At 41.2% G+C, this 24,437-nt stretch carries 25 protein-coding genes and 1 pseudogene; 21 read left to right on the plus strand and 5 right to left on the minus strand.

Features of this window, described 5'->3' with window-relative positions:
• Nucleotides 1-94 precede the first annotated feature (94 nt).
• From RRG12_RS04225 to RRG12_RS04265, 9 genes and pseudogenes are all read left to right on the plus strand, one after another.
• Nucleotides 95-583: a hypothetical protein gene (locus tag RRG12_RS04225; protein WP_420758461.1), complete on the plus strand. Its 489-nt coding sequence runs from the start codon at nt 95-97 to the stop codon at nt 581-583.
• Nucleotides 584-733: 150 nt separating this feature from the next.
• On the plus strand, nt 734-940 hold the full coding sequence (locus RRG12_RS04230) for a hypothetical protein (RefSeq protein WP_069068445.1): 207 nt from the start codon (nt 734-736) through the stop codon (nt 938-940).
• Nucleotides 941-1,144: 204 nt separating this feature from the next.
• Complete coding sequence (locus RRG12_RS04235; protein WP_069068444.1) at nt 1,145-2,401, plus strand: GNAT family N-acetyltransferase; 1,257 nt, start codon at nt 1,145-1,147, stop codon at nt 2,399-2,401.
• A complete protein-coding gene (gene ruvX / locus RRG12_RS04240) occupies nt 2,382-2,879 on the plus strand; it encodes a Holliday junction resolvase RuvX (RefSeq protein WP_069068443.1) in 498 nt (165 codons plus the stop codon). The genes RRG12_RS04235 and ruvX overlap by 20 nt, the downstream gene beginning before the upstream one ends.
• 143 nt (nt 2,880-3,022) lie before the next feature.
• The gene (locus RRG12_RS04245; RefSeq protein WP_069068442.1) at nt 3,023-3,595 is read left to right on the plus strand and encodes a DUF3727 domain-containing protein; all 573 of its coding nucleotides are present in this window, start codon (nt 3,023-3,025) and stop codon (nt 3,593-3,595) included.
• A gap of 233 nt (nt 3,596-3,828) precedes the next feature.
• A pseudogene (locus RRG12_RS04250) lies at nt 3,829-4,455 on the plus strand (hypothetical protein).
• Between the two features lie 53 nt (nt 4,456-4,508).
• Nucleotides 4,509-5,048 carry a YqeG family HAD IIIA-type phosphatase gene (locus RRG12_RS04255; RefSeq protein WP_069068441.1) on the plus strand — a complete coding sequence of 180 codons (540 nt, stop codon included), beginning with the start codon at nt 4,509-4,511 and terminating at the stop codon, nt 5,046-5,048.
• 286 nt (nt 5,049-5,334) lie between these two features.
• Nucleotides 5,335-6,438, plus strand: coding sequence for a glutamate 5-kinase (gene proB, locus RRG12_RS04260; RefSeq protein ID WP_420758462.1), 1,104 nt, complete (start codon nt 5,335-5,337; stop codon nt 6,436-6,438).
• Between the two features lie 51 nt (nt 6,439-6,489).
• On the plus strand, nt 6,490-7,092 hold the full coding sequence (locus tag RRG12_RS04265) for a Uma2 family endonuclease (protein WP_420758463.1): 603 nt from the start codon (nt 6,490-6,492) through the stop codon (nt 7,090-7,092).
• 55 nt (nt 7,093-7,147) lie between these two features.
• Here the strand turns inward: RRG12_RS04265 and RRG12_RS04270 are convergent, their stop codons facing one another.
• Nucleotides 7,148-7,789 (minus strand): HAD family hydrolase, encoded by a 642-nt coding sequence (locus tag RRG12_RS04270; RefSeq protein WP_420758464.1) that lies wholly within the window; start codon nt 7,787-7,789, stop codon nt 7,148-7,150.
• 19 nt (nt 7,790-7,808) lie between these two features.
• Nucleotides 7,809-8,780 (minus strand): ROK family protein, encoded by a 972-nt coding sequence (locus tag RRG12_RS04275; protein ID WP_420758465.1) that lies wholly within the window; start codon nt 8,778-8,780, stop codon nt 7,809-7,811.
• Between the two features lie 43 nt (nt 8,781-8,823).
• On the opposite strand from RRG12_RS04275, the gene RRG12_RS04280 reads away from it, so the two are divergent.
• Nucleotides 8,824-8,946 carry a hypothetical protein gene (locus RRG12_RS04280; protein WP_420758466.1) on the plus strand — a complete coding sequence of 41 codons (123 nt, stop codon included), beginning with the start codon at nt 8,824-8,826 and terminating at the stop codon, nt 8,944-8,946.
• Between the two features lie 50 nt (nt 8,947-8,996).
• Here the strand turns inward: RRG12_RS04280 and RRG12_RS04285 are convergent, their stop codons facing one another.
• On the minus strand, nt 8,997-9,611 hold the full coding sequence (locus RRG12_RS04285) for a Uma2 family endonuclease (protein ID WP_420758467.1): 615 nt from the start codon (nt 9,609-9,611) through the stop codon (nt 8,997-8,999).
• 710 nt (nt 9,612-10,321) lie between these two features.
• On the opposite strand from RRG12_RS04285, the gene RRG12_RS04290 reads away from it, so the two are divergent.
• Together RRG12_RS04290 and RRG12_RS04295 are read left to right on the plus strand one after the other, a co-directional pair.
• Nucleotides 10,322-10,654, plus strand: coding sequence for a hypothetical protein (locus RRG12_RS04290; RefSeq protein WP_420758468.1), 333 nt, complete (start codon nt 10,322-10,324; stop codon nt 10,652-10,654).
• 323 nt (nt 10,655-10,977) lie between these two features.
• Nucleotides 10,978-11,955: a sucrase ferredoxin gene (locus tag RRG12_RS04295; protein ID WP_420758469.1), complete on the plus strand. Its 978-nt coding sequence runs from the start codon at nt 10,978-10,980 to the stop codon at nt 11,953-11,955.
• Between the two features lie 181 nt (nt 11,956-12,136).
• Here the strand turns inward: RRG12_RS04295 and RRG12_RS04300 are convergent, their stop codons facing one another.
• On the minus strand, nt 12,137-13,732 hold the full coding sequence (locus tag RRG12_RS04300) for a helix-turn-helix domain-containing protein (RefSeq protein WP_420758470.1): 1,596 nt from the start codon (nt 13,730-13,732) through the stop codon (nt 12,137-12,139).
• 930 nt (nt 13,733-14,662) lie between these two features.
• Here RRG12_RS04300 and fdxB point away from each other — a divergent pair.
• From fdxB to RRG12_RS04345, 9 genes are all read left to right on the plus strand, one after another.
• A complete protein-coding gene (fdxB, locus tag RRG12_RS04305) occupies nt 14,663-14,956 on the plus strand; it encodes a ferredoxin III, nif-specific (protein ID WP_069068483.1) in 294 nt (97 codons plus the stop codon).
• A 527-nt stretch (nt 14,957-15,483) separates the two neighbouring features.
• Nucleotides 15,484-16,473, plus strand: a complete 990-nt coding sequence (locus tag RRG12_RS04310; protein ID WP_420758471.1) for a cytochrome c oxidase subunit II — start codon at nt 15,484-15,486, stop codon at nt 16,471-16,473.
• Nucleotides 16,474-16,626: 153 nt separating this feature from the next.
• Nucleotides 16,627-18,315, plus strand: a complete 1,689-nt coding sequence (ctaD, locus tag RRG12_RS04315; RefSeq protein ID WP_069068430.1) for a cytochrome c oxidase subunit I — start codon at nt 16,627-16,629, stop codon at nt 18,313-18,315.
• Between the two features lie 321 nt (nt 18,316-18,636).
• Entirely contained in the window at nt 18,637-19,233 is a 597-nt protein-coding gene (locus RRG12_RS04320) for a cytochrome c oxidase subunit 3 (protein WP_069068429.1), read from the plus strand.
• Nucleotides 19,234-19,368: 135 nt separating this feature from the next.
• On the plus strand, nt 19,369-19,854 hold the full coding sequence (locus tag RRG12_RS04325; RefSeq protein ID WP_420758472.1) for a hypothetical protein: 486 nt from the start codon (nt 19,369-19,371) through the stop codon (nt 19,852-19,854).
• 129 nt (nt 19,855-19,983) lie between these two features.
• Entirely contained in the window at nt 19,984-20,154 is a 171-nt protein-coding gene (locus tag RRG12_RS04330; protein ID WP_176726902.1) for a hypothetical protein, read from the plus strand.
• Nucleotides 20,155-20,159: 5 nt separating this feature from the next.
• Complete coding sequence (locus tag RRG12_RS04335) at nt 20,160-20,771, plus strand: cupin (RefSeq protein ID WP_069068427.1); 612 nt, start codon at nt 20,160-20,162, stop codon at nt 20,769-20,771.
• A 95-nt stretch (nt 20,772-20,866) separates the two neighbouring features.
• Nucleotides 20,867-21,346, plus strand: a complete 480-nt coding sequence (locus tag RRG12_RS04340; protein WP_069068426.1) for an ArsC/Spx/MgsR family protein — start codon at nt 20,867-20,869, stop codon at nt 21,344-21,346.
• A gap of 626 nt (nt 21,347-21,972) precedes the next feature.
• Complete coding sequence (locus tag RRG12_RS04345; protein WP_420758473.1) at nt 21,973-22,443, plus strand: GAF domain-containing protein; 471 nt, start codon at nt 21,973-21,975, stop codon at nt 22,441-22,443.
• 82 nt (nt 22,444-22,525) lie between these two features.
• Here RRG12_RS04345 and cysK read toward each other — a convergent pair whose 3' ends face one another.
• Nucleotides 22,526-23,485 (minus strand): cysteine synthase A, encoded by a 960-nt coding sequence (cysK, locus tag RRG12_RS04350; protein ID WP_069068425.1) that lies wholly within the window; start codon nt 23,483-23,485, stop codon nt 22,526-22,528.
• Nucleotides 23,486-24,437 lie beyond the last annotated feature (952 nt).

Consider the following 24,437-nt stretch of genomic DNA (forward strand, 5'->3'; position numbering starts at 1 on the left):
AGGGGCAAGGGAGGCAGGGGGAGAAGAATTAATAACCAATGCCCAATGCCCAATGCCCAATGCCCAAATTCAAAATGGTGTGAGGAGTTAGGTGATGAAATATATTCCATATTTGGTTTCAGTTCTGGGGGCTGGCTTGGTCTTGAGTCTGGCGACTACTAAACCAGTACAAGCTCAAGTAGCCTATGGTAGTTATATCGGTATAGGCCCGACTATTGGTGTTACCGATGGTATCCAACTCGGAGGGGTGATAGCGGGACGATACAAGCTTTTGGAAGCACCGATTTCACTACGCGCTCAAGTGTTGGTTGGTAATAATACGGCAATTGTGCCAACGGTTTCCTACGATTTCCCCCTGAATTGGCAAACTGATGCCTACCTGGGCGCTGGATTAGTGTTGGCTGGTGGTGGTTCTTCTCCTGTGGGCGATAAAATTAGTTTTGCTTTACAACCGGGCATTGATTATATGATCCCAAATAGCAATACTGTGCTTTTTGGCAACGCCATCATTGCTTTTGATGCCTACCGTGATAGCGGTGGTACAGCTATCTCTGTACAGGGTGGTGTTGGTTTGAGATTTTAATAGGCAGATGAAAATCCTATAGCGATCGCTATTCCTATCCCTAAGAAGCGTTAAACTTCATTGCAAATTAAGAAGTTAGTCCAAACAACGTGATAGTTTTTGGTCATGAAGAGAGATAGCACAGGATTAACACAGGAGAACACAGTGGCAATGGAATCAAATTTATTGACGGATGCGGGCGCAGATGAAATGAATCAAGATTTCAGTGAATATGTCGCCAACCTGCAACTTCACATGACTCTGCAAGCTCGCAATCTTGTTCCAACCCTGAAGCAAACACTGGTAGATAGTCGCCAGCAATTACTCCATCAAACCCAAGCCAACTTTGAAAAGCTAGTTTCTCGACAAGGACTATAAATATATACAAGTTTTAATCAAAATTCAAATAAAATAAGGGCAGATGTTGTTGGGTTAATGCCAATGGTGTTCTCACAAGGTCTGCTTTTTCTGCTTCTTTAAGTATTAAGTTACTAAAATCACCCTTTTGGCACAATAGTAGAAAGCAGAAACTAGTTAAGATAATTGCAGCAGTTCCTTTGAAGAGCAGTTAGTTACGGCTAAATGTCGGCTCGAATAAAAATGACTTCATTACTTCCCAGAAACCTCAGCGTTATTATCCGACCAGTCCAATACCGGGATCTGGACGGGATTGAGCGCATAACTCAAGAGTCATTCGCAGCCCTAACTCCCAAGGGAGCAGGTTTTGCCATCAGCCAGATGCAAAGGCTGCGTCGCTGGTATGGATTACTCAAATTTTTAAGCTGGTTTCCTAACCCGCTCCAGTATCGCCTCTGCGCCTATGTAGCAGAGCAAGGGCGGTTGCTTCTAGGAATGATTCAAGTGTCACCCTTTAATCGGACACGCAGCACTTGGCGGATTGATCAAGTGCTACTAGAGCGTGGTGTCGATAAGCAAGGAATTGGTTCGCAACTTTTGCGTCATTGCTTTGAATCGATTTTGGAAGCTCGCACTTGGCTATTGGAAGTTAATATTAACGACATTGAGGCGCTGGCACTATATCGACAAAATGGATTCCAGCGTCTAGCAGAAATGACTTACTGGGAAATTGGGCCAGAATTACTGGCTGAATTGGCACAAGCAGAGCCAGATTTGCCCAATCTCTTGCCAGTGAGTAATGCTGATGCCCAGTTGCTATATCAACTGGATACGGCATCGATGCCACCTTTGGTACGTCAAGTTTTTGACCGCAATACCCGCGACTTTAAAACCAGCTTGTTCGGCGCTTTAACTGATGCAGTGAAGCAATGGCTGACCAAAACAGAAGTGGTGAGTGGTTACGTATTTGAACCCCAACGCAAAGCTGCGATCGGCTATTTTCAGGTGCAACTTGACCGTAAGGGTGAAGTTCCCCATGCTGCAACGCTGACAGTTCATCCTGCTTACACCTGGCTATATCCAGAATTACTATCCCAACTGGCTCGTATTGCCCAAGATTTTCCCCAGCAAGGGTTACAACTAGCCTCATCAGACTATCAGGCAGAGCGAGAAGAGTATTTGGAGCGAATTGGGGCAAAACGCATAGAACATACATTGGTTATGTCTCGCTCTGTGTGGCACAAGCTACGGGAGTCTAAATTCGTCTCCCTAGAAGGAATCCAGTGGACTGATATGCTACAAGGTTTACAACCGGCACGTAAACCTATACCAGGTGGGATGTCATGGATACAACCAGTAAAGCTGCCATTGTCAGATAAACCACTGCCAATTAAGTCAGAACCGATTAACTTTTCGGGAAAAAACCCTAGCATTGAAGCATCGCCGATTCCTGAATCAGCAGATGTACAACAGGAGAATTAGTGTGATATCCCAAGAGCAAGCAAAACCGTTTATTTCAGCCTTGGGACTAGATTTTGGTCGCAAGCGAATTGGTGTAGCTGGGTGCGATCGCACGGGTTTAATTGCCACGGGGATCACCACAATTGAGCGTACATCTTTTGAGCAGGATGTCGAGCAAATCCGACAACTAGTTAATGAACGCGAAGTGCAAGTTCTAGTTATGGGCTTACCCTATTCAATGGATGGCTCAATAGGATTTCAAGCGCGTCAAGTTCAAAAATTTACTACAAGACTTGCTAAAGCACTAAAACTGCCTGTGGAATATGTGGATGAGCGATTAACTTCATTTCAAGCAGAGCAACTGCTGATAGCTGAAAACCGCTCCCCGTCACGCCATAAAGGTTTGATTGACCGCAAGGCAGCCGCTTTGATTTTGCAACAATGGCTGGATGTGAAGCGTGCCAGTTCGCGTAGTTCAGTGGCGGTTATTGAGTATTGATACCTTTTAACATGATATTCTGAAAACGATTAGCCAGCAGTTGTATCTACGTATAAAGCTATTTGATTGACATAATATGTCATTAATGATAGTGAAGCGATTTTCAAAGTTGCTGGTATTTATTAAATTTTTACATTTCGGCTATGTTTTCCCCTCCATTTCCTGAAGAAAATGATAACGCTCATGCGGGTTCCATCACTTTAACCGATGACAAAGGGCGATCGCTCGACTGTTACATAGAGCATTCCCTGGAGGTAGATGGACAAGAATACGTTTTACTTCTTCCTGTAGACTCACCTGTAGAAATTTTTTCTTGGGAAGGCGACGATGAGGAAGAAGAAGCAGTTCTAGTAGAAGACGACAACATAATTGAGCAAATTTTTGCTAATGCTCAAGCTGTGCTATCTGAGCAAAACTTGATACTAAAGAACACAGCTTATGCTTTGACAGTTGCAGGTGATTTACCGCCAGTTGAAGAATCAGAACTCTTCACCTTAGAAATCGAAGACGAAGGTGAAGATTTAGAGCCAGAGCAATTACAGCTACTCGCTAGCTTCTATGATGAAGATCAGGAGTATGCAATTTATACACCGCTTGATCCACTGTTGTTTTTTGCACGGATAGCAAAAACAGGTGAACCTGAATTACTTTCTCCAGAGGAGTTCCGCCAAGTGCAGCCTTTGTTGGAAGAACATCTTTTTAATGAAGTGGAATAAGATGAAAAATTCAAAATGTTACATTTTCATTTTGAATTTTTTAATTGGGAATTTTGATTGTCATCACAATCCAGTTAAACCTTTTACCATGTCTCATTAAATGTGGAAGTGATGAAACACTAACACTAAATTGCGACAATTAATGTTGTTTAAAATCCTGAAAAAAGCATTTTAGTTGGCAGGGATTTTCAATTTCATTATCTACAATCCAAAATTGCTATGAGGTGCTGAAAATGGCTTATAGCGACTTTACATTAAGTAAATTTAAAAAGTCATTCAGCATCCGCATTGATGAAGAAACTGATTTATGTGCGGACATAGAACCTCTACAGGCAAGCGAAAAACTCAAAAATTCTTTAGAATAAACTACAGAACTGGCTTTAGCAATTAATACTGAAAAATCTCGTTCAGAAATGATTATCACTCCGATATTGTTGGAGGTAAGACGCAGGGCTAATTATCCAATTAGTTTGTTTTCAGGAACAGATTTTAATGTAGATCCAGAAAAGGGTCTGAATGGCTATTGTGACTTTATCATCAGTCGTTCTAAAGAGCAACTAACAATTAATGTGCCTGTAGTGGTTATTATTGAAGCCAAAAATGAAAATATTAAAGGTGGATTAGGTCAATGTGCAGCAGCCATGTTGGCAGCACAGTTATTTAATCAACAAGAAGGAAATGAAATCAGAAAAATTTATGGCGCGGTAACAACAGGGGATATTTGGAAATTTTTACAGTTAGAAGAAAACGATATATTTATTGATTTGAGTAATTATTACATCAAAGAAATAGATAAAATTTTAGGGATTTTATCTCAAAGTGTTCAGGGAGATATTCCAGGATCGGGTTCGACTAACTAAACTATATTGGGTTATGCTCATTTGTCTTAGCTATCTACATTTGACTGTTGACTATGGTCTGGAACAATCTTTTACAGCCTGATTTGATTTTAGAGGGTTCAGTGTTGAACCTAACCCCAGATATTATCCAAAAATACGGGCTTAAAGGGCTGGTATTGGATGTAGATGAAACTTTAGTACCCTTTACAGTCGGGATAGCTTCCCCAGAACTACGAGAGTGGGTAGAGCAAATCCGTACCTGTACTGCATTATGCTTGGTCAGTAACAACCTCAGTGAAGCACGAATTGGTGGCATTGCGCGATCGCTCAACTTGCCTTACTACTTGGGTGCAGCCAAGCCTTCCCGACGCAAAATTAGGGCAGCACTCAGGGGAATGGATCTACCAGTGCATCAAGTGGGTATGGTAGGCGATCGCTTGTTTACCGATGTCATCGCAGGTAATCGCCTGGGAATGTTTACCATTTTAGTTGAGCCGATTGTTCATGCCGACGCGGCTCTCCGCTCTCATCCCGTCCGCAACTTTGAAGTTTGGATATCTGAAATTCTGGGAGCCTCTATCACCCCCAAGAAAACTAAGATTCACAAAAGTTGAGAAGTGATCAGGAAAGTAAATCTAAAGAAATAGTTAAGGAATCTTTATGGAACCCAAAAATCGGGGATCATAAGTATTAATAACATGGGGTCAGCCAAAAAAGACCCTAACTCATACTAAGTAAATATACCCCGTAAAGCGTCAACCTTCACCATAGAGGGATTGGCGCTTTACAATTTCTTTAGTCATTTGTCCTTTGTCATTTGTCCGTTGTCATTCGTCAGTTACTAATGACCAATGACTAATGACCAATGACTAATGACCAATGACCAATGACTAATGACCAATGAATAAAACAATTGTTGTCAAAATCGGTACTTCTAGCCTAACCCAACCAGAAACGGGACAATTAGCACTTTCTACCATCGCTACTTTGGCGGAAACACTCTGCCATTTAAGACGCCAAGGACATCGGGTAATTTTGGTTTCCTCTGGCGCTGTGGGGGTGGGTTGTGCGCGGTTGGGTTTAACTGAACGTCCCAAAGCGATCGCACTCAAACAGGCTGTAGCAGCAGTTGGACAAGGTAGATTAATCCGTATATATGATGATTTATTTACTACTTTACAACAGGCGATAGCTCAAGTATTATTGACTCGCAGTGATTTGGTACAGCGCAGCCGCTATCTCAACGCCTACAACACCTTTCAGGAATTACTGGGACTGGGAGTAATCCCCATAGTCAACGAAAATGATACCGTAGCAATAGACGAACTAAAATTTGGTGATAATGACACGCTTTCGGCATTGGTTGCCAGTTTAGTAGAAGCAGATTGGCTATTTTTGCTCACCGATGTCGATCGGTTGTACTCAGCCGATCCCCGTTCTGTACCCGATGCGCGGCCAATCGCTCTAGTTAGTAGCATTAAAGAATTAGCTCAATTACAAATAGGTTCCCAAGGTTCTCAGTGGGGTACTGGTGGGATGGTGACAAAAATTTCGGCTGCGAGGATTGCGATCGCGGCTGGAGTGCGGACTGTAATTACCCAAGGGCGATTTCCTCGGAATATCGAAAAAATTATCCAAGGTGAACTGATTGGGACGCATTTTGAACCGCAACCAGAACCAACTTCGGCGCGTAAACGTTGGATAGCTTACGGTCTAGTACCTGCGGGAAAATTGTATTTAGATGAAGGTGCGATCGCGGCAATTTCTCTAGGGGGAAAATCGTTATTAGCTGCTGGAATTAAAGCCGTAGAAGGAGAATTTGACACACAAGATGCGGTGCAATTATGTGACAGCAACGGTAACGAAATTGCCAGAGGACTTGTGAATTACAACAGCAATGAACTGCAAAAGATTCGTGGGTGTCATTCACGAGAAATTTCCACAATTTTAGGTTATCCAGGTGTGGAAACCGTGATTCACCGAGATAATTTGGTTTTGACTTAAAATGGGAATTAGATAAATATGGTAACTACTAACTGAGAGAGTACAAATATTATGACTCAAACGTTAGAAAATGCTGTTAACTTACCAGAAGAACAACGCTTTTTTCGACATGGGTTAAGTTGGGAACAGTTTAAAGCAATTCAAGCTAGCTTTGAAAATGTGCCAGGGGTGCGGTTGTTTTATTGTGAGGGAATTTTAGAAATTGTGAGTATTGGTAAGCCTCATGAGGTGATTAAGTGTTTAATTGCTTTGCTCTTGGGGCAGTATTTCCTGGAACAGGGGATTGAATTTTTCCCCAGTGGGAGTTTTAGCCAGATTATTCCTGAGATAGTAGAATATCAAGCTGACTTATCTTATTGCTTTGGAACCGACAAACCTATACCAGACCTCTGTGTTGAAGTAGTGATTACTAGCGGTAGTCCCATTAAGTTACAGAAGTACAAATTAATGGGAGTCCCGGAAGTTTGGTTTTGGGAAGATGGCACAATTGAAGTCTACTGCTTACGAGAACAAGAATATGAGAAAGTTGTTAACAGTGAGTTTTTAGCAGAATTAGATTTATCCTTGCTCAATCGTTGTGTTTTGTTATCGTCTCCCTTGGAAGCTATTAGAGAGTTTCGTCAAAACATTCAACAGGTTAGAGAGACGCGATAAATCGCCGTCTCTACAAGGAATTTATCCGTCAATTAGTTCTTGACAGACTATAAGTCTAATGATGAGACAACAAAGAAGGCAGTTGATACATGGAGTAAAAGACACTCGCTCCAGATGCCTCAAGTAGATGAGCCTCACTTTGCTCGGTGTAACCTAAAACTCTCATCCCAGCGGCAACACCTGCACGTACACCCAAAATGCTATCTTCTACAACCGTACAGGATGGAGCTTGAAACCCCATATTTTTAGCCGCATGTAAGAATAAGTCGGGTGCTGGCTTCCAACTTCCAATTTGATATGAGCTAAAGATACGTCCTTCAAATCGAGGCAATAGATTAGTGACACGCAAAGCTAACTTAATCTTTTCGGGTGGGCCACTGGAAGCAACGCAAATAGGTAGATTAATCTTGTCTAAAGCTGCTTCTATTCCTTCTACAGGACGTAGTTCACGCTTGAATGCTTCAGCAGTACGGGTACGAAGCTGAGTTACAAAATCTTGTGGCATCTTCTTCCCAAGTCTTTGCTCAATGACAGCAATACAATCAGCCATTTTGCAACCCTTAAATAACAAAATAGCTTCTTCAAGTTCCATTGCCAGCCCAAACTCAGCAACAAATTCCACAAGAACGCGATTGCCTAACCCTTCGCTGTCTACCAATACTCCATCACAATCAAAAATAACTAATTCTGTTTGCACTTACTTATCGCTCCATACCTCACTCATTTACTGTCATAGAAGCGATCGCTACACCGCCCCACAATGGCGCATCATCCCCCAGAACCGCCGGCACAACTTCAAAATCAACTTCCGGTAAAGCCGTCTCCCGCGCCACTTGACGCACCACTTGCCAAAAATACTCCCCCGCCTTCGTTACACCGCCTCCCAACACAAAGCGCTGCGGATTCATTAAGTTCGCTACATTGCCAATACCCACACCCAGCGCCCAAGCAGCTTTGTGCAAAACTTCCTTTGCTAAATCATCCCCAGCCGCCGCCGCTTCAGCTACCAACTGTCCCGTCAGCAATGTTAAATCATCCCCCACCAAACGCCGCAAAACCTCTCCGCCTCTGATTTCTTCGCGCCTCTGCGGTTTAGTTTGCAAAATTTCCCTAACATTTTGCGCCATATAAGGCCCTGAAGCCAAACGTTCCACACATCCCCGCTTACCACACAAACAAACTGGCCCAGCCGGATCTACAACCACGTGTCCAATTTCGCCAGCCATCCCACCAGCACCCCGCCAAGGCTGGCCATTGAGTATCCAACCACCACCCACGCCAGTGCTGACAGTAATGTAAAACAGGCTATCGTATCCCTGTCCCGCACCAAAGCGGTATTCACCCAAAGCAGCGATATTGGCATCATTGTCTACACCAACACTCACGCCAAACTCCTCCTCCAACAAGGCTTTGAGAGGAATGTTTTCCCATCCAGCGACATGATGAGATAGTCGCACTGTCCCCGTGGAAGCATCCACTGGGCCGCCAAAGCTGACACCGATCGCAGCAGGTTTTGCATCTTCTAACAAAGAGTAAATGAGCGATCGCATAATTTCTAAGTCAGTTTTAGCATCTGCATTCGCTGGCGATAGACGACGTTCATAACGTAACCACTTTCTCGAACCAACATTTACCAATGCTGCCGCCAGCTTAGTTCCGCCAAAATCGAGAGCTAAAATTAATGTCATTCACTCACTCATCCTTAAGTCAAGCACTTCGTCAATAAATGCGATGGCAGTCTTGGCAACGCTGAAATTCATCAAGGAGCGATCGCACTTTTTCTGGCGGTTGATCAATAATGGATTCCTAGACCAAGGTGATTTTGTCAGATTAAATAAAGCTTTTGATGGATAGTTAGAAGAGATTTTAGTGCAGATTAATAATAAATGATGGCAAGATGTGGTTTAGTTAGCCGCATCAAAAATCTGTTGTGCGGTTAAATTTAATTGGGAAAAAGTAGGTGATGAAATTGGGGTGTTACCTTGAAACGGTGTCATTTGATATTCACCATCAACTAATTCGCAGACAAAAATAGTGGGTTGTTTGGGATTGCCAATAAACTTTCTTGCACCCAATGCAGCATAATCAGCAATCCAATATTCAGGAATGCCCATTTCCTCATAATCCCTAAATTTATTGTAGTAATCATCTCGCCAGTTAGTTGAAACAACTTCAATAACTATTGGAACCGATGCTGCTTGGCTTACTGTTGACTGTTTTTGAAAAAGCGGTTCATTGTCGAGATTATCAAGATTTAGTAGCAGCACATCAGGCGAATAAGCTGATTCGGCAGTAGGAGTTTTGACTAATGCGGTTTTGGGAATTCCGTAGGGTAAATTAAGACGATCAAACTCCACGGTTAATTTCCGCGACAAAAACGCAACAACTTTTTCATGCGCTCCGGTTGGGGGTGGCATTTCAACAATTATTCCCTTGTGTAATTCATAGCGTTTACTATCGTTGGGATACCATTCGCTAAATTCATTAAAGGTGAGTAATTTGGGCAAGGCTTGGGTCATAATCTTACCTCCACATCTGTTTTACTTTATCAAAATATTTACAATTTCCGTTGGATAATTCAATATATTTAATATATATTTTTTGACTTTCATAGTATTTATATCAAGGTGTTTTACCCTTTTGCGATCGCTGATTTGGTAAAACCCAAGCTCAAGAAAGTCGATTGAGGCTTTATCCTCAACAAAATGAGAGTGCTTTGGTAAAAAATGATTCAATTCTGCATGAAATTAAAAATATGCGATCGCCATAACCACAGTTATTTCGATTAGTAGAGGCACACAACTATACACCCTGACTAGCAACAATTTGTCACAATTGCAAAACTTTATCTATTATATTGAAAGTATAAATACTTGTTCTAATCAGCTATCTCCACTATCAAATGCCCATTAAACTTGATTTCACCAACCTCCTGGAAGCAACAAACTGTAAAGAAGCCATAAAGATTCCTAAATACTTGCATTTCTAATTGACTTCAGTTACAGTCAAAGCAGATACCTATCATCAAACCCTGACATTAACTTCAGGAAGTTAGATTAGGTTAAAAGGTAAATAGTAGGTTTGTTAAGGTTAATCCCAGTGACGCTGCTAATAATTAGTCACTAGTTTTGATTCTTAACTTATCGCACATGGAGTACGGGGCAGTAAAGGATTTACCCCTAACTTTGTTATTTTTATTTTTCTCATCTAATTGAGAATTATTTGCAACATGAACACTTCAATAGATGCATTAAAAGCAGATAGTGTGGAAGAAGTATTAAAACAGTATTGGCTTACTAAAGTGATGTCTACTTATCAAATATTTCCGCATCTACCTTTAGGAATATGTTTTTCACAAGAGCGACACAGCATTATATCTTTATGTGTAAAAACAGGATTTGTAACTAGTTATGTAGATAATTTCAGCAAAACTTTAAATAAGTGTGTTGCTGCTAGCAATATCTTGAATTGTAATATCAGCTACATCGATATTGCAAGTAAGCTAATAGTTGGTAACTTTTCAAGCCGCTTTGCGTATACACACAGCATTGAATATATTTGATTTGGAGAAAGAAACCAAGTTCAGAAAAGCCGAGTTTCAGCAAGTGAAAATTTATAAAATACCAAATAACAATAAAACTAGATACAAAATTAACGCCGCTTATACGGAAAAATCTATCTTGACACTATTTATTTCTATTATGGAGAATTTATTAACCGGAAAGACCTTGATCAATAATGATGTTATAAAGTGGCTACCTAGTTTTGACTGGGAAATACATATTGTTCTTTTTTATCTCCTTGACTGAAGGATATTGTAGCCCAGAACACAATTGTAGTTTGTAATACCTTTTGTCCATAAAATACGCTAATGAGTATAGATAGATGAATACTTTTTTTTGTTCTGACGATTCACAGCAAGTAGGAGAAGATGTTATTGGTAGTGCCACCAATTATCAAACTTATATTTTAGTTGAGTGTCCTTTACCTTGGACATCAGAAGCCTTGAATTCCAAATGGGTGCCTCAGAATTTAAGGATTTTGGTAGATGAAGTGAAGCGTGCTAAATTACCGATTAGATTCCTCTTAATTGCTAATGATGTATCACACAAAATAAACCACACTACGCTTTTGATTTATCAAAAAAAAGAAGGTTTAAGTAATGGATACCATAAGCAAGAGTTTAAGCTAGACAATATTGAGCAAGTAGCAGAAGTTGTCCAAAAATGGTTATGGGGTATCAGTTCTAATTCTGAGGTAGAAACTAGTACAACTAGAGATATTTTAGTTTGTACCCACGGTAGCCATGATAAGTGCTGTGCCAGATATGGCGCTCCTTTTTACTTCAAAATTACAGCGAGTAATGCTGATTTGTGCTTGGATAATGTGCGAATTTGGAAATCATCGCACTTTGGTGGACATCGGTTTGCACCAACAGTCATAGATTTGCCTGAAGCAAGATACTATGGTCGGCTTGAACAAGATTCATTTAGATCAATTTTGACTCGGACTGGCGATATTCAATGCTTAAATAAAGTCTATCGCGGCTGGGGAATTCTGCCTGCTGCACTTCAGGTTTTGGAAAGAGAACTAATCCTCTGCAATGGATGGGATTGGTTTAACTACAAAGTTGCAGGCAAAATTTTGGAGCAAAGTTTAGACAATAATACTATCCTAGCTGAACTAAGTTTTGAAAAGCCTTCTGGTTCTTTCTACACTTACCAGGCTAAATTTGTGAAAGATGAAACTAAGACTCAACAACTGAAGAGTTCATGTAATGCTACACGAGAGTTAGTAGTTACTAAATATGCTGTAGGTAGTCTCTGGATTACCTCTAGTAAGGTCATGAGTTATAGTACATAGAAGAGGTGAGGAAGAGGTGAGTTTTTAAACGCAGAGGGACGCAAAGGGAAGCGCAGAGGAATGCAGAGGATTGCTAAGTTTAGTTCGCTACGAATTCATTAAATGCTCTATTTAGTATAAAGCTGCACAAATTCGGAATACAATTTTTGCGCCCCTATGCATTTAAATTCCAAATACCAAATTAAGATTGACCGATATTTAGCACTTTTCGTAACAATACTTGGTCTTCTAATTTGGCTTTTAAACGGCCACTTTCAATATCTCGAATCCAGCTTTGGCTTTTACCTGTGAGTTTTGCCAACTCTCTTTGGGAAAGATTCAAATTTTTTCGCGCCTGCAAAATCTGTTCACCTAGTAAATCATTTGTAGTTTTAGGCTTTTTTTTAGCTTTAGCAGTTCGTCGTTGCTTTTTTTCTGATTCTGAGATTTGCTGTTCCCATTCTGCTGGAAGTTCAAAAGCCAAAATCCGCGCATTCATTAGTAGATTCCATTTACCACGGGGGCCTGTGTCTGTGAGGCGAGTTTCAGCACCACCGTCATTAGTCCAAAATTCTAATGCTTCATCTGGATCTTCGGGAAGATCAATTAACTTCGCCCACAAAGGTTGAATTTCTGGTGGGTAAGTAACTGGATCGAAAAGTGGTTTCATTCCATAGTGATTGAGAATTTCCAAATCACTTTCAAAAGTTCGCAGCAGACGTTTACGTTCTTCTCGTTGTCTGGATGCAAGGGCAACTTTTTCCTCACCATAAGCAATACGTAGCAAGGTAGGAATGGTGATGCGTTGTTCTTTGCCCATTTTGGTTTTAAACAGCAACCACAGCATTAGTCGGACTGCGCCTTCATGTTGCTGCCAAATGCTCATGACTGTGGTTAGCAGCGTTTTGGGGAGACTACCGTATTGATAGAAGGCGGTTCGCTCTTTACACGCTTGTTTATTTAAGAAATATTGTGCCCATAAACCTGCTTTTATTTTAAAAGTTAGCCCAATCAGATATTTGCATCCGAGATTGTCTTCTTGAAAGTGGTGTTGAATGTCTACTAAGTGCCATAAGCGGCTGTTTGTAACTGAGAATCCGTTGATTCGGCCTTGTTGGGGCCAGTCAATGGAGATAATCAGGGAACAAGCTTGCTGGACAAGATTTTTCATCAAAGCTAGTTTGGCAGCTTTGCTTAAATCTTTGCGTTTCTCCATCCCCAAATATTTCTCAATTTGTCGCTCATCGATCGCAAATTCTTGCTCCCAAGGTTGATCTAAGGCTGTGGCGTAAGCTGCAAAAATCAGATGTATGCAAGTGGCTCTGATGTCAAGCCCTTCAATTGCGGCTATATCTGTGGCTTTGTCGTTAACTTTGAAGGGATCTTGGATGTGAAAAGCGATCGCACCTCGGCCTTGATTGACTTGTCGCCCATAACTGATGTAGCCTTCTTCATCGGTTTCCCAATGTAGCGATGTACGTTGCGCTAGTACATTACAAGCTTCCCAAATTGCGATCGCAGAAGCAAATGGATTATTCTTACCATTAGAAAACAAGTCTAAACTGGTAGCATCTCTCGGTTCCACTTTGCATCTCCCCTTTTTCGCCTGCCAAGGAATGGGAGACTTAGTTGGACAAGCTATTACACATTGTGGTTCTGGATAATAGCCCTCACAATTATTACAAAGACCAGGATCAACCCAGTATTCATTGTCCTCTACTCTGATTGCACCCGTAGGACATTGGGGGCGGCAGTTGTCACATCCAACGCAACTGTTGTTAGGAATTGTATAAGGCATAAGGCTCTTTTCCCACTCTAATCGTTGAGATGTCTGTCTCAGTTCTCCCCTGGATGAGTCCTGTTTATTCATGACTCGCCACCACATTATCTTTCTGGCGAGAATAATTTTTTCTCACCAAATTCACTTCCCACATCCATATTTTGACTTTGCATCCAATTGGAAGCTATTTAAGGCTTTTAAACCGAGCCTGATGAAACTTCTTTATTAACTATACATTTCATGAAAAAAATGATTAATTTGTTCGTGTCGAGCTTAGAAAAAAACCTTAACATTTATTTAATTACGTATTTAATGAACATTTTAGATTTGACCATAAAGTGTTTTTAGGACATATTTAAGCCTGTGACGATTTGATTTCATCTGATTTATTAATAATTTTAATATTTAATGCATGATCATATTCTGCCATTAAATTTACAGTTCCTTCATAAATCAATTCGATTTCTTCACATGAAAGAAAAATGTCATCATTTATCTAAATAATTGAATCCAAAGCGAATTGAAAATTGTTGCTTTATAAAATACATATTGCATATATCAAACTGTAACTCACGAACATATTTTTTTGTATTTATGTATACAGTTTATCTATATATATCTGCCTAAACCTAAATATATTTGAAAAATAATATCATCATTTTTATTTGGAAAACCTCTTTTCTACAAGGAGAGAGGTTTTGATTTATCGCCATTATCTACTAGGATTTGGGGCTGAGAGCTTAGGTTTCTAACCAAATATGCATAATAATTATTGGCAATAACTTTCATCTATTATTTTAAATAAAAAACAATGCGCAATTGTGTTCAAAGTCATCGATTTTTGATGAGATAAAAGTAAGTTTTTAATACAAAAAAAAGAAAAGGTTAGGATAATATGATGATTAATGCACAAACAGATTTACAGGCAAAATTGCCGAGGAATTATTCATGGCACAACTAACAGGTTTGACATTTGGTGGTAAGGCTTGGACGCCAAAATTTGCTCAAGAAATTGACAAGGATAAATGTATCGGCTGTGGCAGATGCGTTAAAGTATGCGGCTACAATGTGCTAGGTTTGAAGGCGCTCAATGAAGAAGGCGAATTTGTGGAAGATGAAGATGATGAAGAAATCGAACGGAAAGTAATGGCAGTTACTTCTCCAGAGAATTGTATTGGTTGTGAAGCTTGTTCGCGGATTTGCCCCAAGAATTGCTACACCCACGTTGTATTAAACAATTAAGGTTTTTGAAGTTAGTCAAAATTGTTGTTCATTCAAGGAGGCACTGTTTGTATAAAGCGCTATAGCAATAGGCAAGGTAACTTGAGGGGAATACAAAATATTTACTGAAACTAATAAAAAGTTCACAGTAAACAAATCCGTAAATCGCAAAATGCTAGCTATTAACAAATTTAAACTTGCTGCTAATATAGCCTAATCAATATTAGGACTAACAGTGCCCTCTTGGAACAACTAGCTTTTTGGAAAGCAGGGGGCTAACTTTGTGGTATTAGTTGAAATATAATTTGTAATTTTCTGGGGGAAAGATATGGAAAAAATCTGGAAGTTTCCCCCTTTTTTTATGGCTACACGTTAGAAAGTTAATAAGTGAAAAGGAAATGGGTAATAGGGAATGGGAAAGAACAAGGGAATAGGGTACAGGTTACAGGGAATAGATGAATTCCTATTACCTGTAACCTGTAACCTCTCCCCTAAAACCTAATACCAGAAAATCACACCTTTAAAGACTGTTTACACAGGTAGCATGTATGCAACAAGTTCCTGTTTCACTATGGACTCTGGTTGCTGGGATAGTAGTTACAGCAATCAGTATTTGGATTGGTCAGAATCATACTCTGATGCCGGTGCAAGCATCGCTCCAAGCGCCTTTGGTAGACGGTTTTTTCAACGTCATGCTTACCATTGCGATCGCACTCTTCTTGGTGGTAGAAGGAACAATTGTAGTTTTTTTGGTGAAGTTTCGTCGCCGTCGCGGTGATGATACTGATGGTTTGCCAATAGAAGGTAACGTTCCCTTAGAAATCTTCTGGACAGCAATTCCAACAGTGATTGTTCTCTGTTTGGGCATCTACAGCGTAGATGTTTTTAACCAAATGGGCGGCTTTGAACCTGCCGGTCATCCTCATTCAGCAGCTCATGTTGCTCATAAGTCGGGAACAGCGATTGCAGCTACATTAAGTGATGCTTCTGAAGCAACAACTGCTCCAACAATTGCCCCAACAATTGGGATTGGCGCATCTCCTCAAACCCTGGGGAAACCAGCCGACTTAGTTGTTGATGTCAAAGGCATACAGTATGCCTGGATATTTAACTATCCTGATAGTGGCATTACCTCTGGGGAATTGCACATACCCGTCGGTGCTGATGTTCAACTCAACCTTTCAGCACAAGATGTAATTCATTCATTTTGGGTTCCAAACTTCCGCTTGAAACAAGATGCACTTCCCGGTATCCCTACCGAGCTAAGATTTGTCGCCACCAAACCAGGTACATATCCCGTAGTTTGTGCTGAGTTGTGCGGCGGTTATCACGGTTCAATGCGGACACAGGTAATTGTCCACACACCGGAAGAATATGATAGCTGGCGGACAGAAAACCAGATTGCTCAACAACAAAACCTAAATCAAGTTGTTGCAATTAATCCGGCTGACTTATCAACATCAGAGTTTCTCGCACCCCACACCCATGAAATGGGAATTAGTGCAGCAACTCTAGAGTCAATGGTCATTGGTCATTAGTCAAACGATTTTGGATTTTAGATTTACGATTTTAGATTGGTTCCGCTACGCCACTGAGGCATAAACCAAAAAATTCTTTTAATCCAAAATCCAAAATCCAAAATCTAAAATTGCAGGACGTTTAACCCTGGACTTTGCATAAGGGTAAAAAATATGACACAGGTAGAATTTCCACGGAATACTCCACCAGAAGGAAATAAACCGGAAATGGTGGCTGGCCACACCTCTCATCCGAAGGCGTGGAAATGGCAAGATTATTTTACATTTAATGTTGACCACAAGGTTATTGGTATCCAATACCTAGTGACGGCGTTTGTCTTCTATCTTATCGGCGGACTGATGGCGATCGCTATCCGTGTCGAATTAGCAACACCAGATGCAGACGTACTCGACCCCAATTTGTATAACGCTTTCATGACCAATCACGGGACGATCATGATCTTCCTGTGGATTGTCCCTAGCGCTATTGGCGGATTTGGTAACTATTTAGTGCCGTTGATGGTTGGTGCTAGGGATATGGCTTTCCCGAAGCTGAATGCGATCGCCTTTTGGTTAAACCCACCAGCCGGATTACTCATATTAGGTAGTTTCATTTTTGGCGGTTCGCAATCTGGTTGGACAGCTTACCCACCATTGAGTTTGGTGACAGCACCAATCGCTCAAACTATGTGGATACTTGCGATCGTCTTGGTAGGAACTTCTTCAATTTTGGGTTCACTGAACTTTGTGATCACCATTTTGATGATGAAGGTTCCTAGCATGAAATGGGATCAAGTACCCCTGTTTTGCTGGGCAATCTTGGCAACCTCAATCCTGGCACTTCTCTCCACACCTGTATTAGCAGCCGGTTTAGTTCTGCTGTTATTTGACCTCAACTTTGGCACCTCCTTCTTTAAACCAGATGCAGGCGGTAACGTTGTAATTTATCAACACTTATTCTGGTTTTATTCTCACCCGGCAGTCTATTTAATGATTCTGCCCATCTTCGGCATCATGTCGGAGGTAATTCCAGTTCACGCTCGTAAGCCAATTTTTGGTTATAAAGCGATCGCTTATTCTAGTGTAGCCATCTGCGTTGTGGGTTTGTTCGTTTGGGTACACCACATGTTCACCAGTGGTACACCCGGCTGGATGCGGATGTTCTTCACCATCTCCACCCTCATAGTTGCAGTTCCCACTGGCGTGAAGATTTTTGCCTGGGTTGCTACCCTCTGGGGTGGTAAAATCCGCTTCACAGGTGCGATGCTTTTCGCCATTGGCTTGTTATCCATGTTTGTCATGGGCGGCTTAAGTGGTGTGACGATGGGAACAGCCCCCTTTGATGTTCACGTCCACGACACATATTATGTTGTCGGACATTTCCATTACGTTCTGTTTGGCGGTTCCGTGTTTGGTATCTACGCCGGTATTTATCACTGGTTCCCCAAAATGACCGGACGAATGCTGAATGAAACCTGGGGACGGATTCATTTTGCCCTCACCTTCATCGGTACTAATCTGACCTTTTTACCCATGCACGAATTGGGTTTGAAAGGAATGCCCCGACGAGTGGCAATGTATGACCCCCAATTTATCGACCTCAATCAAATTTGCACCTTTGGTTCATTTGTTTTGGGGATATCGGTAATTCCTTTCGCCATCAACATGATCTACAGTTGGCTGAAAGGCCCCTTGGCTGGTGATAATCCTTGGCAAGCTTTGACATTAGAATGGACAACTAGCTCACCACCCATAATTGAAAACTGGGAAGTGTTGCCTGTTGTGACTCATGGCCCTTATGACTACGGTCATGGTCATAGTAATGAAGTAGAGACATCTGCAACGCCGGAAGCTAGTGCTTAGTGATGAAATAACTCTTGTGGGGTGGGCCGAAAAGCCACTGCCAGGGATTGTAAATCCCTGTCTCATAGCTAAAGTCCTCTGAAGAGGACTTCATAGCGCAAAAATTTTCAGTCTACTTCAGTAGACTTGAGCAATTAGTCAGGGATTTACAATCCCTGGCGGGTGAACAACACCCAATCAGTACGCTATTTTTGGCTTAAGTTGACACCAATGGCATCCTACTCGCCCTGAATCTAAGACGGGTGAGACACCCATCCCACAAGAGAATCAAGATTGTGAAGAATTCAATTGCCCGACGCTTCACCTTTAAGGGTAAACAATATGACCATAGCTACGACAAGCGAAGATCACAGTGCAGGACACGAAGAACATCCCGATTTAAGAGTTTGGGGACTTTTGACATTCCTCGCCTCTGAATCCTTGATGTTTGGCGGATTTTTTGCCACTTTCTTGTTTTTTAGAGGTATTACAGCAGTTTGGCCTCCAGAAGAAACTGAAGTAGAACTACTTGTGCCGACAATTAACACCATTATTCTGGTGTCTAGTAGTTTCGTGATTCACTTCGGTGATAAGGCGATTAAAAAGAATAATGTCAAGGGAATGCAACTGTGGTATGCGATTACTGCAATCATGGGGGCAATTTTCTTGGGTGGTCAGGTTTATGAGTATTCAACTTTAGGATACGGTCTGACTACCAACGTCTTCGCCAACTGCTTTTATATCATGACAGGGTTCCACGGTTTGCACGTCTTTGTGGGACTGTTATTGATTTTACGAGTATTGTGGCGATCGCGTCTTCCCGGTGAATATTCTGCAACCAATCATACTTTCATCGAAATGACAGAAATTTACTGGCACTTCGTAGACATTATTTGGATTGTATTATTCACCTTGGTGTACGTTCTTACTTTGTTTTAAAGGGGAGTGGGGCATTAACAATTCGTAATTCGTAATGACGCTCCTGCGTCGCTAACGCTGCGCTAACGTAATTCGTAATTATGCTGAGTTATTGCCCACTCCCTATTCCCTACTCCCCACTCCCCAGTTACCAATATGCAAGCTAATACAAACAAATTCTCATGGTTCGAGGTTCCAGAAGACATCAAAAATCTATTAATTTTAGCTGCACAAAACTGGGAAAACACATCAGAGTCGGAAAAGTATATTCAACAAGCTTTAGCACAGACTGGTGAAAATACAGATGTCTTAGTAGCAGTATATAGATTTTTCTATTATAAAAATAATTATTCTCTTGCACTACAAACAACAATCAAATTATTAGATAAAATTAAAGAACTAGAAAAATTGCCTGATGATTGGGAGCAACTTAAGTTGATATTAGTCAATCGCAAAGAAGACCCACAAATTCGATTGTACTTAAACGCTTATGCTGCTTCTGGATTAGTGCTAGCAAATTTAGGGGCAATCGAGGAAGCAAAAGAAATCAGTACCAGAGTCAAACAGATAGACGACAAGAATGATTTTGGTGCTGGGATTCTGCTGGATATTTTGACACGTCCGCCAGAAGAAGATGATTAAAACAATTCGCAATTACGTTTTGTGACGGAGATTTAGACCCCGACTCAAAACGGGCTGCCTGTCTTGCTGGGGACTTAAACCCTCAAAGTTCGTTAATTAGTCAGCAATCAAAAATCAAGGTGAACAATCATGAACAATTGGTTATCTACTAGATCATATTCTTCTTACTCGCTGTTAGGAGCGACTACTGATAGTAACTCTATCTTTCCTCCCATCACCATACCTACTAAACTTCCTGTAGGTAATATTCCTAATGTCTCTCCGATCCTGATTATCCAATCTTCGCCGTTATCAATTTAAAAGTTATGAAAGGTAGGGATTGGCTGCTAACGGGGGACGGTCAGTATCAAGCCTGTAAATCTGTGAGAGCATGGGATTTATTGAGAGAAAATTACCGCCTTTATCGGTTTTTAACTGAGGTGGAAGATGTTCTCAATAGTGGTGACAATGAAGCAAATTGTCTGCCAGAAATTCGGATGCTCGTAAGGCGCTTGATAGTAAATTCCTACTGGGTGCAAAGTCAAAATTTAGAGCCTTCACCCAAAACGGGAAACTCTGTTTTACTCCTATATGATGAATTGGGTTTTCCGTTGACGGTGCAAACAGTAACATTTGCACCAGGAACCCGATCAACCATTCATAATCATGGGACATGGGGAATAGTGGCGGTGTTAAAAGGTGAGGAAAAAAATACTTTTTGGCGACGCACTAATAACCCAGAATTTCAGGACAAAATTGAACAGACGGGAGAGATAACTCTATTTCCAGGGGATATTATTAGCTTCACTTCCGATGCAATTCACAGCGTAGAAGCAATGGGAGATGAACCAACTGTGACTTTTAATATCTACGGCGAAACTGATCCAGATGAGAGATTTGAGTTTGACTTAGTGAATCATCAGGCTAGGAATTTTTAATTAGGAATCGTTGGGATTAATTTCATCGGTTCGTAGTTGGCGTTTTAGCGCTAAAGCGCCAACTACAAACAATTGAGTAATTAGGAGATAATTTCATGGCGAGAGTAAGTTTCTATAGCAAACCAGGCTGTAAAGGTGGTACTAAGCAAAAAGTTTTGCTTACGGCTGCTGGTCATGAGGTGATACCATACAACCTGCTAACAGAACCTTGGACAGTTGAACGGTTGCGCTCATTCTTTGGCGATCGCCCCGTAGCTGAATGGTTTAATCCTTCCGCCCCAAAGGTAAAATCTGGTGAGGTAGTTCCTGAAAAAGTGGATGAACAAACCGCTTTGGCGCTGATGCTGAAAGAGCCGTTGTTGATTCGCCGTCCTTTGTTAGAAGTAGGCGAACAGCGCGAGGTAGGATTTGATGTACAAAAGATTGATGCTTGGATTGGCTTACAAGCTGTGGATGAATCCTTGCAACAAATTAGCGACAATCTGATGAAAGAGAATTTGCAAGGCTGCTCCCACGGTCATGGTCATCATGAACATGGTCATGAACACCAAAAGAAAGGCAACTGTAAACATTAGTACAGGATATTTGCGTTAAAATCGTGAGTTATTGAGTTTGAGATGCGACGATGCTCCCAAATCTCAATATACAACTTTGGAGTGAATTAGTCTTTTTAACGCACTCCCCGCAATCTAATTGCGGGGATTCTGGGTTATTCTGCCATTCGGCTTCTATTTGTAGCTTTATAATTTTTAATTATTAATATTTGGATTTATCTATAGGAATCATATTTGATTTTTGAACAAAACTCAGTACACCTTTATTCCTTCTTCCCAGTCCCTAGTCCCCAATACCCAGTCCCTTACCTCTACGAGTGATTCAGAAATCAAAGACGCTCGTTCGCGTAGCGTGTCGTAGACAAGACTCGCTACCGCTTCGCTATCGGATTGCTATAGTGTGGCATTATCTTAGGGAACTCCAAAAAATAAATTATTCCGCTTAAAGTTGTTGACTGTTGACTGTGAACCGTCAACGATCAACAATCCCAATGGAATATTTTTTACTTGGAAGTCCCTAAATAACCATAATTTCAATCGTTTGCTCCAAAAAGTGAGTTAAGCCTACAATTTTTCGGAGTTATATTACAAAAGTGTGACATAAAATTCACAATAATTATGGAACTCTAAAAAACTTTTCTACCATTATGACTTTAGATACCAAACCCATTTTTGAAACCTTGGCTGACGAAGGATCTGCCATCGGCTGGAATGGCCTGCTGGCTGAAATCCTGAGCGCTTTTGACTGCTCTACAGGTACTATCCATACCCTGGATCAGGACAGCCAGTTGTTGCACCTAAAGGCTTACCAGGGTATTCCAGAATTCTTGTTGCCTAAAATGACGGTAATTCCCATTGGCAAAGGGATGGCCGGTGTCGCCGCCGAACGCAAGCGACCTGTACAGATTTGCAACCTGCAAACCGACGAATCGGGGGTGGCTATACCCTCAGCAAAAGAAACCAAGGTAGAAGGCTCAATCACGGTGCCTCTGATGTTGAATGGCCGATTGCATGGAACTTTGGGCATTGCCAAGCCGATTCCCTACGAATTTACTCCCAAAGAGGAAGATACATTGATGGAGATTGGAGAGGCCATAAGTCGGAAAATAGTCAGTTGAAAAAGAGGCAAGGGAGTAGGGGGAAAACTCTTTTCCTCTGCACCTCTGCACCTTTCCCTCTGCCTCTCTGCCCCTTATCTCCTTAACGCACCCCAGCAGTTTCTAAGGACAAATCTTGAAACATAGGTGTGCTGAGATAACGTTCACCAAAGGAAGGTTGAATCATCACGATTAAACGTCCGGCGTTTTCTGGACGTTTACCTACTTGAATTGCAGCACACAAAGCTGCACCAGAGGATATCCCAGATAATAAGCCTTCTTCTTTTGCCAAGCGTCGTCCATAAGCGATCGCTTGTTCATCACTGACTCTAATTACTTCATCAACTAATTCTAGGCGGAGAACATCTGGGATAAATCCCGCACCGATACCTTGAATTTTATGTGATCCAGCTTCACCACCAGAGAGAACTGGGCTGTTGCTGGGTTCAACTGCGATCGCTTTAAAAGTCCCCTTGCGCTGTTTGAGTACTTCTGCAATCCCAGTAATCGTCCCACCAGTACCTACACCAGCAATAACGATATCTACTTCCCCGTCTGTATCGGCCCAAATTTCTTCGGCGGTAGTTTCCTGGTGAACTTTGGGATTAGCAGGGTTGCGGAACTGTTGCAACATAAAAGCATTGGGAGTATTAGCCACAATTTCTTCGGCTTTGCGAATTGCTCCCCGCATTCCCTCTGCACCTGGTGTCAACTCTAAAGATGCACCATAAGCTCTCAGCATAGCTCGTCGTTCTTGGCTCATCGTCTCTGGCATTGTCAAAATCAAACGGTAGCCACGCGCTGCTGCTACCATCGCCAAAGCAATTCCTGTATTACCAGAGGTGGGTTCAACTAAAATAGTCTTTCCAGGGGAAATTGAGCCAGCGGCTTCTGCTGAGAGTACCATACTTAAACCAATGCGGTCTTTCACCGAAGCCGCTGGGTTCATACCTTCTAATTTGACAACTATCCTTGCTACTACTCCCTCAGCTTGAGGAATCTTGTTCAATTGAACTAAAGGAGTTCGTCCGATCAGTTCTGTTATGTCTTGAGCAATCCGCATTATTTAACTCCTAAAATCCTAAATCTTAGTACAGAGTATTTACTTATAACAATAAGCTTTTGTGTATTTAATTTGTAGTGTAGTGTCAATGAGTGCATATACTATGTATTCTAACTAAACCACAAAATATGAAAGTTTAGGAAGAACTTTTATAAGATGTTCCCATTGATTCTCACTTCAGCAGAGGACTGGGGAAGCATCCTTCTATTTTACCATTTGGAATTGCTGACTATTGTCTCTTTGGTTGAGATTCGATTTCTGTAATTCTGTATATATGAATAATTTTCACCATTTTTTCTATTTGTTATGGAAATATAATTTGCTTTCAAAACATTTAATTGCTTTTCTTAAATTATTAGTCTATCTTGATCAAGAGGCATTGGTATTCTCTTTTGAGTGCAGATTTTGCCCGTCCAAAATTGCATCAAAAACAGTCCTTAATCATTGTCTACATTGCATTTAGGTTGAGTACAAAAACACCAGAACCCCACCTCGAAAACACTAGAGCCTCGTCTCAAAAACACTAGCACCCATACCCCAATTAATTTTTATAAGACTTATCAGATGGGAATTACAGCCTTTGAGTACTATTCTAATGAATTTAATAATCTTAACAGGGCTAGGGTAAACTGTTTGGTGGAGAGGGGCTGATATAAATCGTATAGGATTTACGCAGAGATTCCCCTCTACCCCCCAACATTCCTGAGCGCAAGCTGAGTGAACTAGGGGGGACTTCTTAATCTCTCTTTTGAGAGTAGGATGCAAGCAGGTTCCAGAATCTAAGTGCGTTATTTCTGACTGAATAATCCGACATTTTGTGAAAAAGTTGGTAAATTTTCATTAGTCAGTGATCAGTGGTGATTATAAAAATAACTGAGAACTAACAATTATGAAAATTACCGTTTACACATATTTTAATATCAAAACTGTTTCAGAGGTAGAAATATATAAC

Source organism: Nostoc sp. CALU 546, from assembly GCF_048836525.1.

Coding starts and splice junctions, on each gene's coding strand:
- RRG12_RS04300 (WP_420758470.1), bottom strand. CDS start 13,732: ATGCCTTATACAATTCCTAACAACAGTTGCGTTGGATGTGACAACTGC.
- RRG12_RS04345 (WP_420758473.1), top strand. CDS start 21,973: ATGACTTTAGATACCAAACCCATTTTTGAAACCTTGGCTGACGAAGGA.
- RRG12_RS04265 (WP_420758463.1), top strand. CDS start 6,490: ATGACTCAAACGTTAGAAAATGCTGTTAACTTACCAGAAGAACAACGC.
- RRG12_RS04225 (WP_420758461.1), top strand. CDS start 95: ATGAAATATATTCCATATTTGGTTTCAGTTCTGGGGGCTGGCTTGGTC.
- RRG12_RS04290 (WP_420758468.1), top strand. CDS start 10,322: ATGAACACTTCAATAGATGCATTAAAAGCAGATAGTGTGGAAGAAGTA.
- RRG12_RS04245 (WP_069068442.1), top strand. CDS start 3,023: ATGTTTTCCCCTCCATTTCCTGAAGAAAATGATAACGCTCATGCGGGT.
- RRG12_RS04320 (WP_069068429.1), top strand. CDS start 18,637: ATGACCATAGCTACGACAAGCGAAGATCACAGTGCAGGACACGAAGAA.
- RRG12_RS04235 (WP_069068444.1), top strand. CDS start 1,145: ATGTCGGCTCGAATAAAAATGACTTCATTACTTCCCAGAAACCTCAGC.
- RRG12_RS04325 (WP_420758472.1), top strand. CDS start 19,369: ATGCAAGCTAATACAAACAAATTCTCATGGTTCGAGGTTCCAGAAGAC.
- cysK (WP_069068425.1), bottom strand. CDS start 23,485: ATGCGGATTGCTCAAGACATAACAGAACTGATCGGACGAACTCCTTTA.
- fdxB (WP_069068483.1), top strand. CDS start 14,663: ATGGCACAACTAACAGGTTTGACATTTGGTGGTAAGGCTTGGACGCCA.
- RRG12_RS04295 (WP_420758469.1), top strand. CDS start 10,978: ATGAATACTTTTTTTTGTTCTGACGATTCACAGCAAGTAGGAGAAGAT.
- RRG12_RS04280 (WP_420758466.1), top strand. CDS start 8,824: ATGGCAGTCTTGGCAACGCTGAAATTCATCAAGGAGCGATCGCACTTT.
- RRG12_RS04255 (WP_069068441.1), top strand. CDS start 4,509: ATGGTCTGGAACAATCTTTTACAGCCTGATTTGATTTTAGAGGGTTCA.
- ctaD (WP_069068430.1), top strand. CDS start 16,627: ATGACACAGGTAGAATTTCCACGGAATACTCCACCAGAAGGAAATAAA.
- RRG12_RS04310 (WP_420758471.1), top strand. CDS start 15,484: ATGCAACAAGTTCCTGTTTCACTATGGACTCTGGTTGCTGGGATAGTA.
- RRG12_RS04285 (WP_420758467.1), bottom strand. CDS start 9,611: ATGACCCAAGCCTTGCCCAAATTACTCACCTTTAATGAATTTAGCGAA.
- RRG12_RS04275 (WP_420758465.1), bottom strand. CDS start 8,780: ATGACATTAATTTTAGCTCTCGATTTTGGCGGAACTAAGCTGGCGGCA.
- ruvX (WP_069068443.1), top strand. CDS start 2,382: ATGTACAACAGGAGAATTAGTGTGATATCCCAAGAGCAAGCAAAACCG.
- RRG12_RS04230 (WP_069068445.1), top strand. CDS start 734: ATGGAATCAAATTTATTGACGGATGCGGGCGCAGATGAAATGAATCAA.
- proB (WP_420758462.1), top strand. CDS start 5,335: ATGAATAAAACAATTGTTGTCAAAATCGGTACTTCTAGCCTAACCCAA.
- RRG12_RS04340 (WP_069068426.1), top strand. CDS start 20,867: ATGGCGAGAGTAAGTTTCTATAGCAAACCAGGCTGTAAAGGTGGTACT.
- RRG12_RS04330 (WP_176726902.1), top strand. CDS start 19,984: ATGAACAATTGGTTATCTACTAGATCATATTCTTCTTACTCGCTGTTA.
- RRG12_RS04335 (WP_069068427.1), top strand. CDS start 20,160: ATGAAAGGTAGGGATTGGCTGCTAACGGGGGACGGTCAGTATCAAGCC.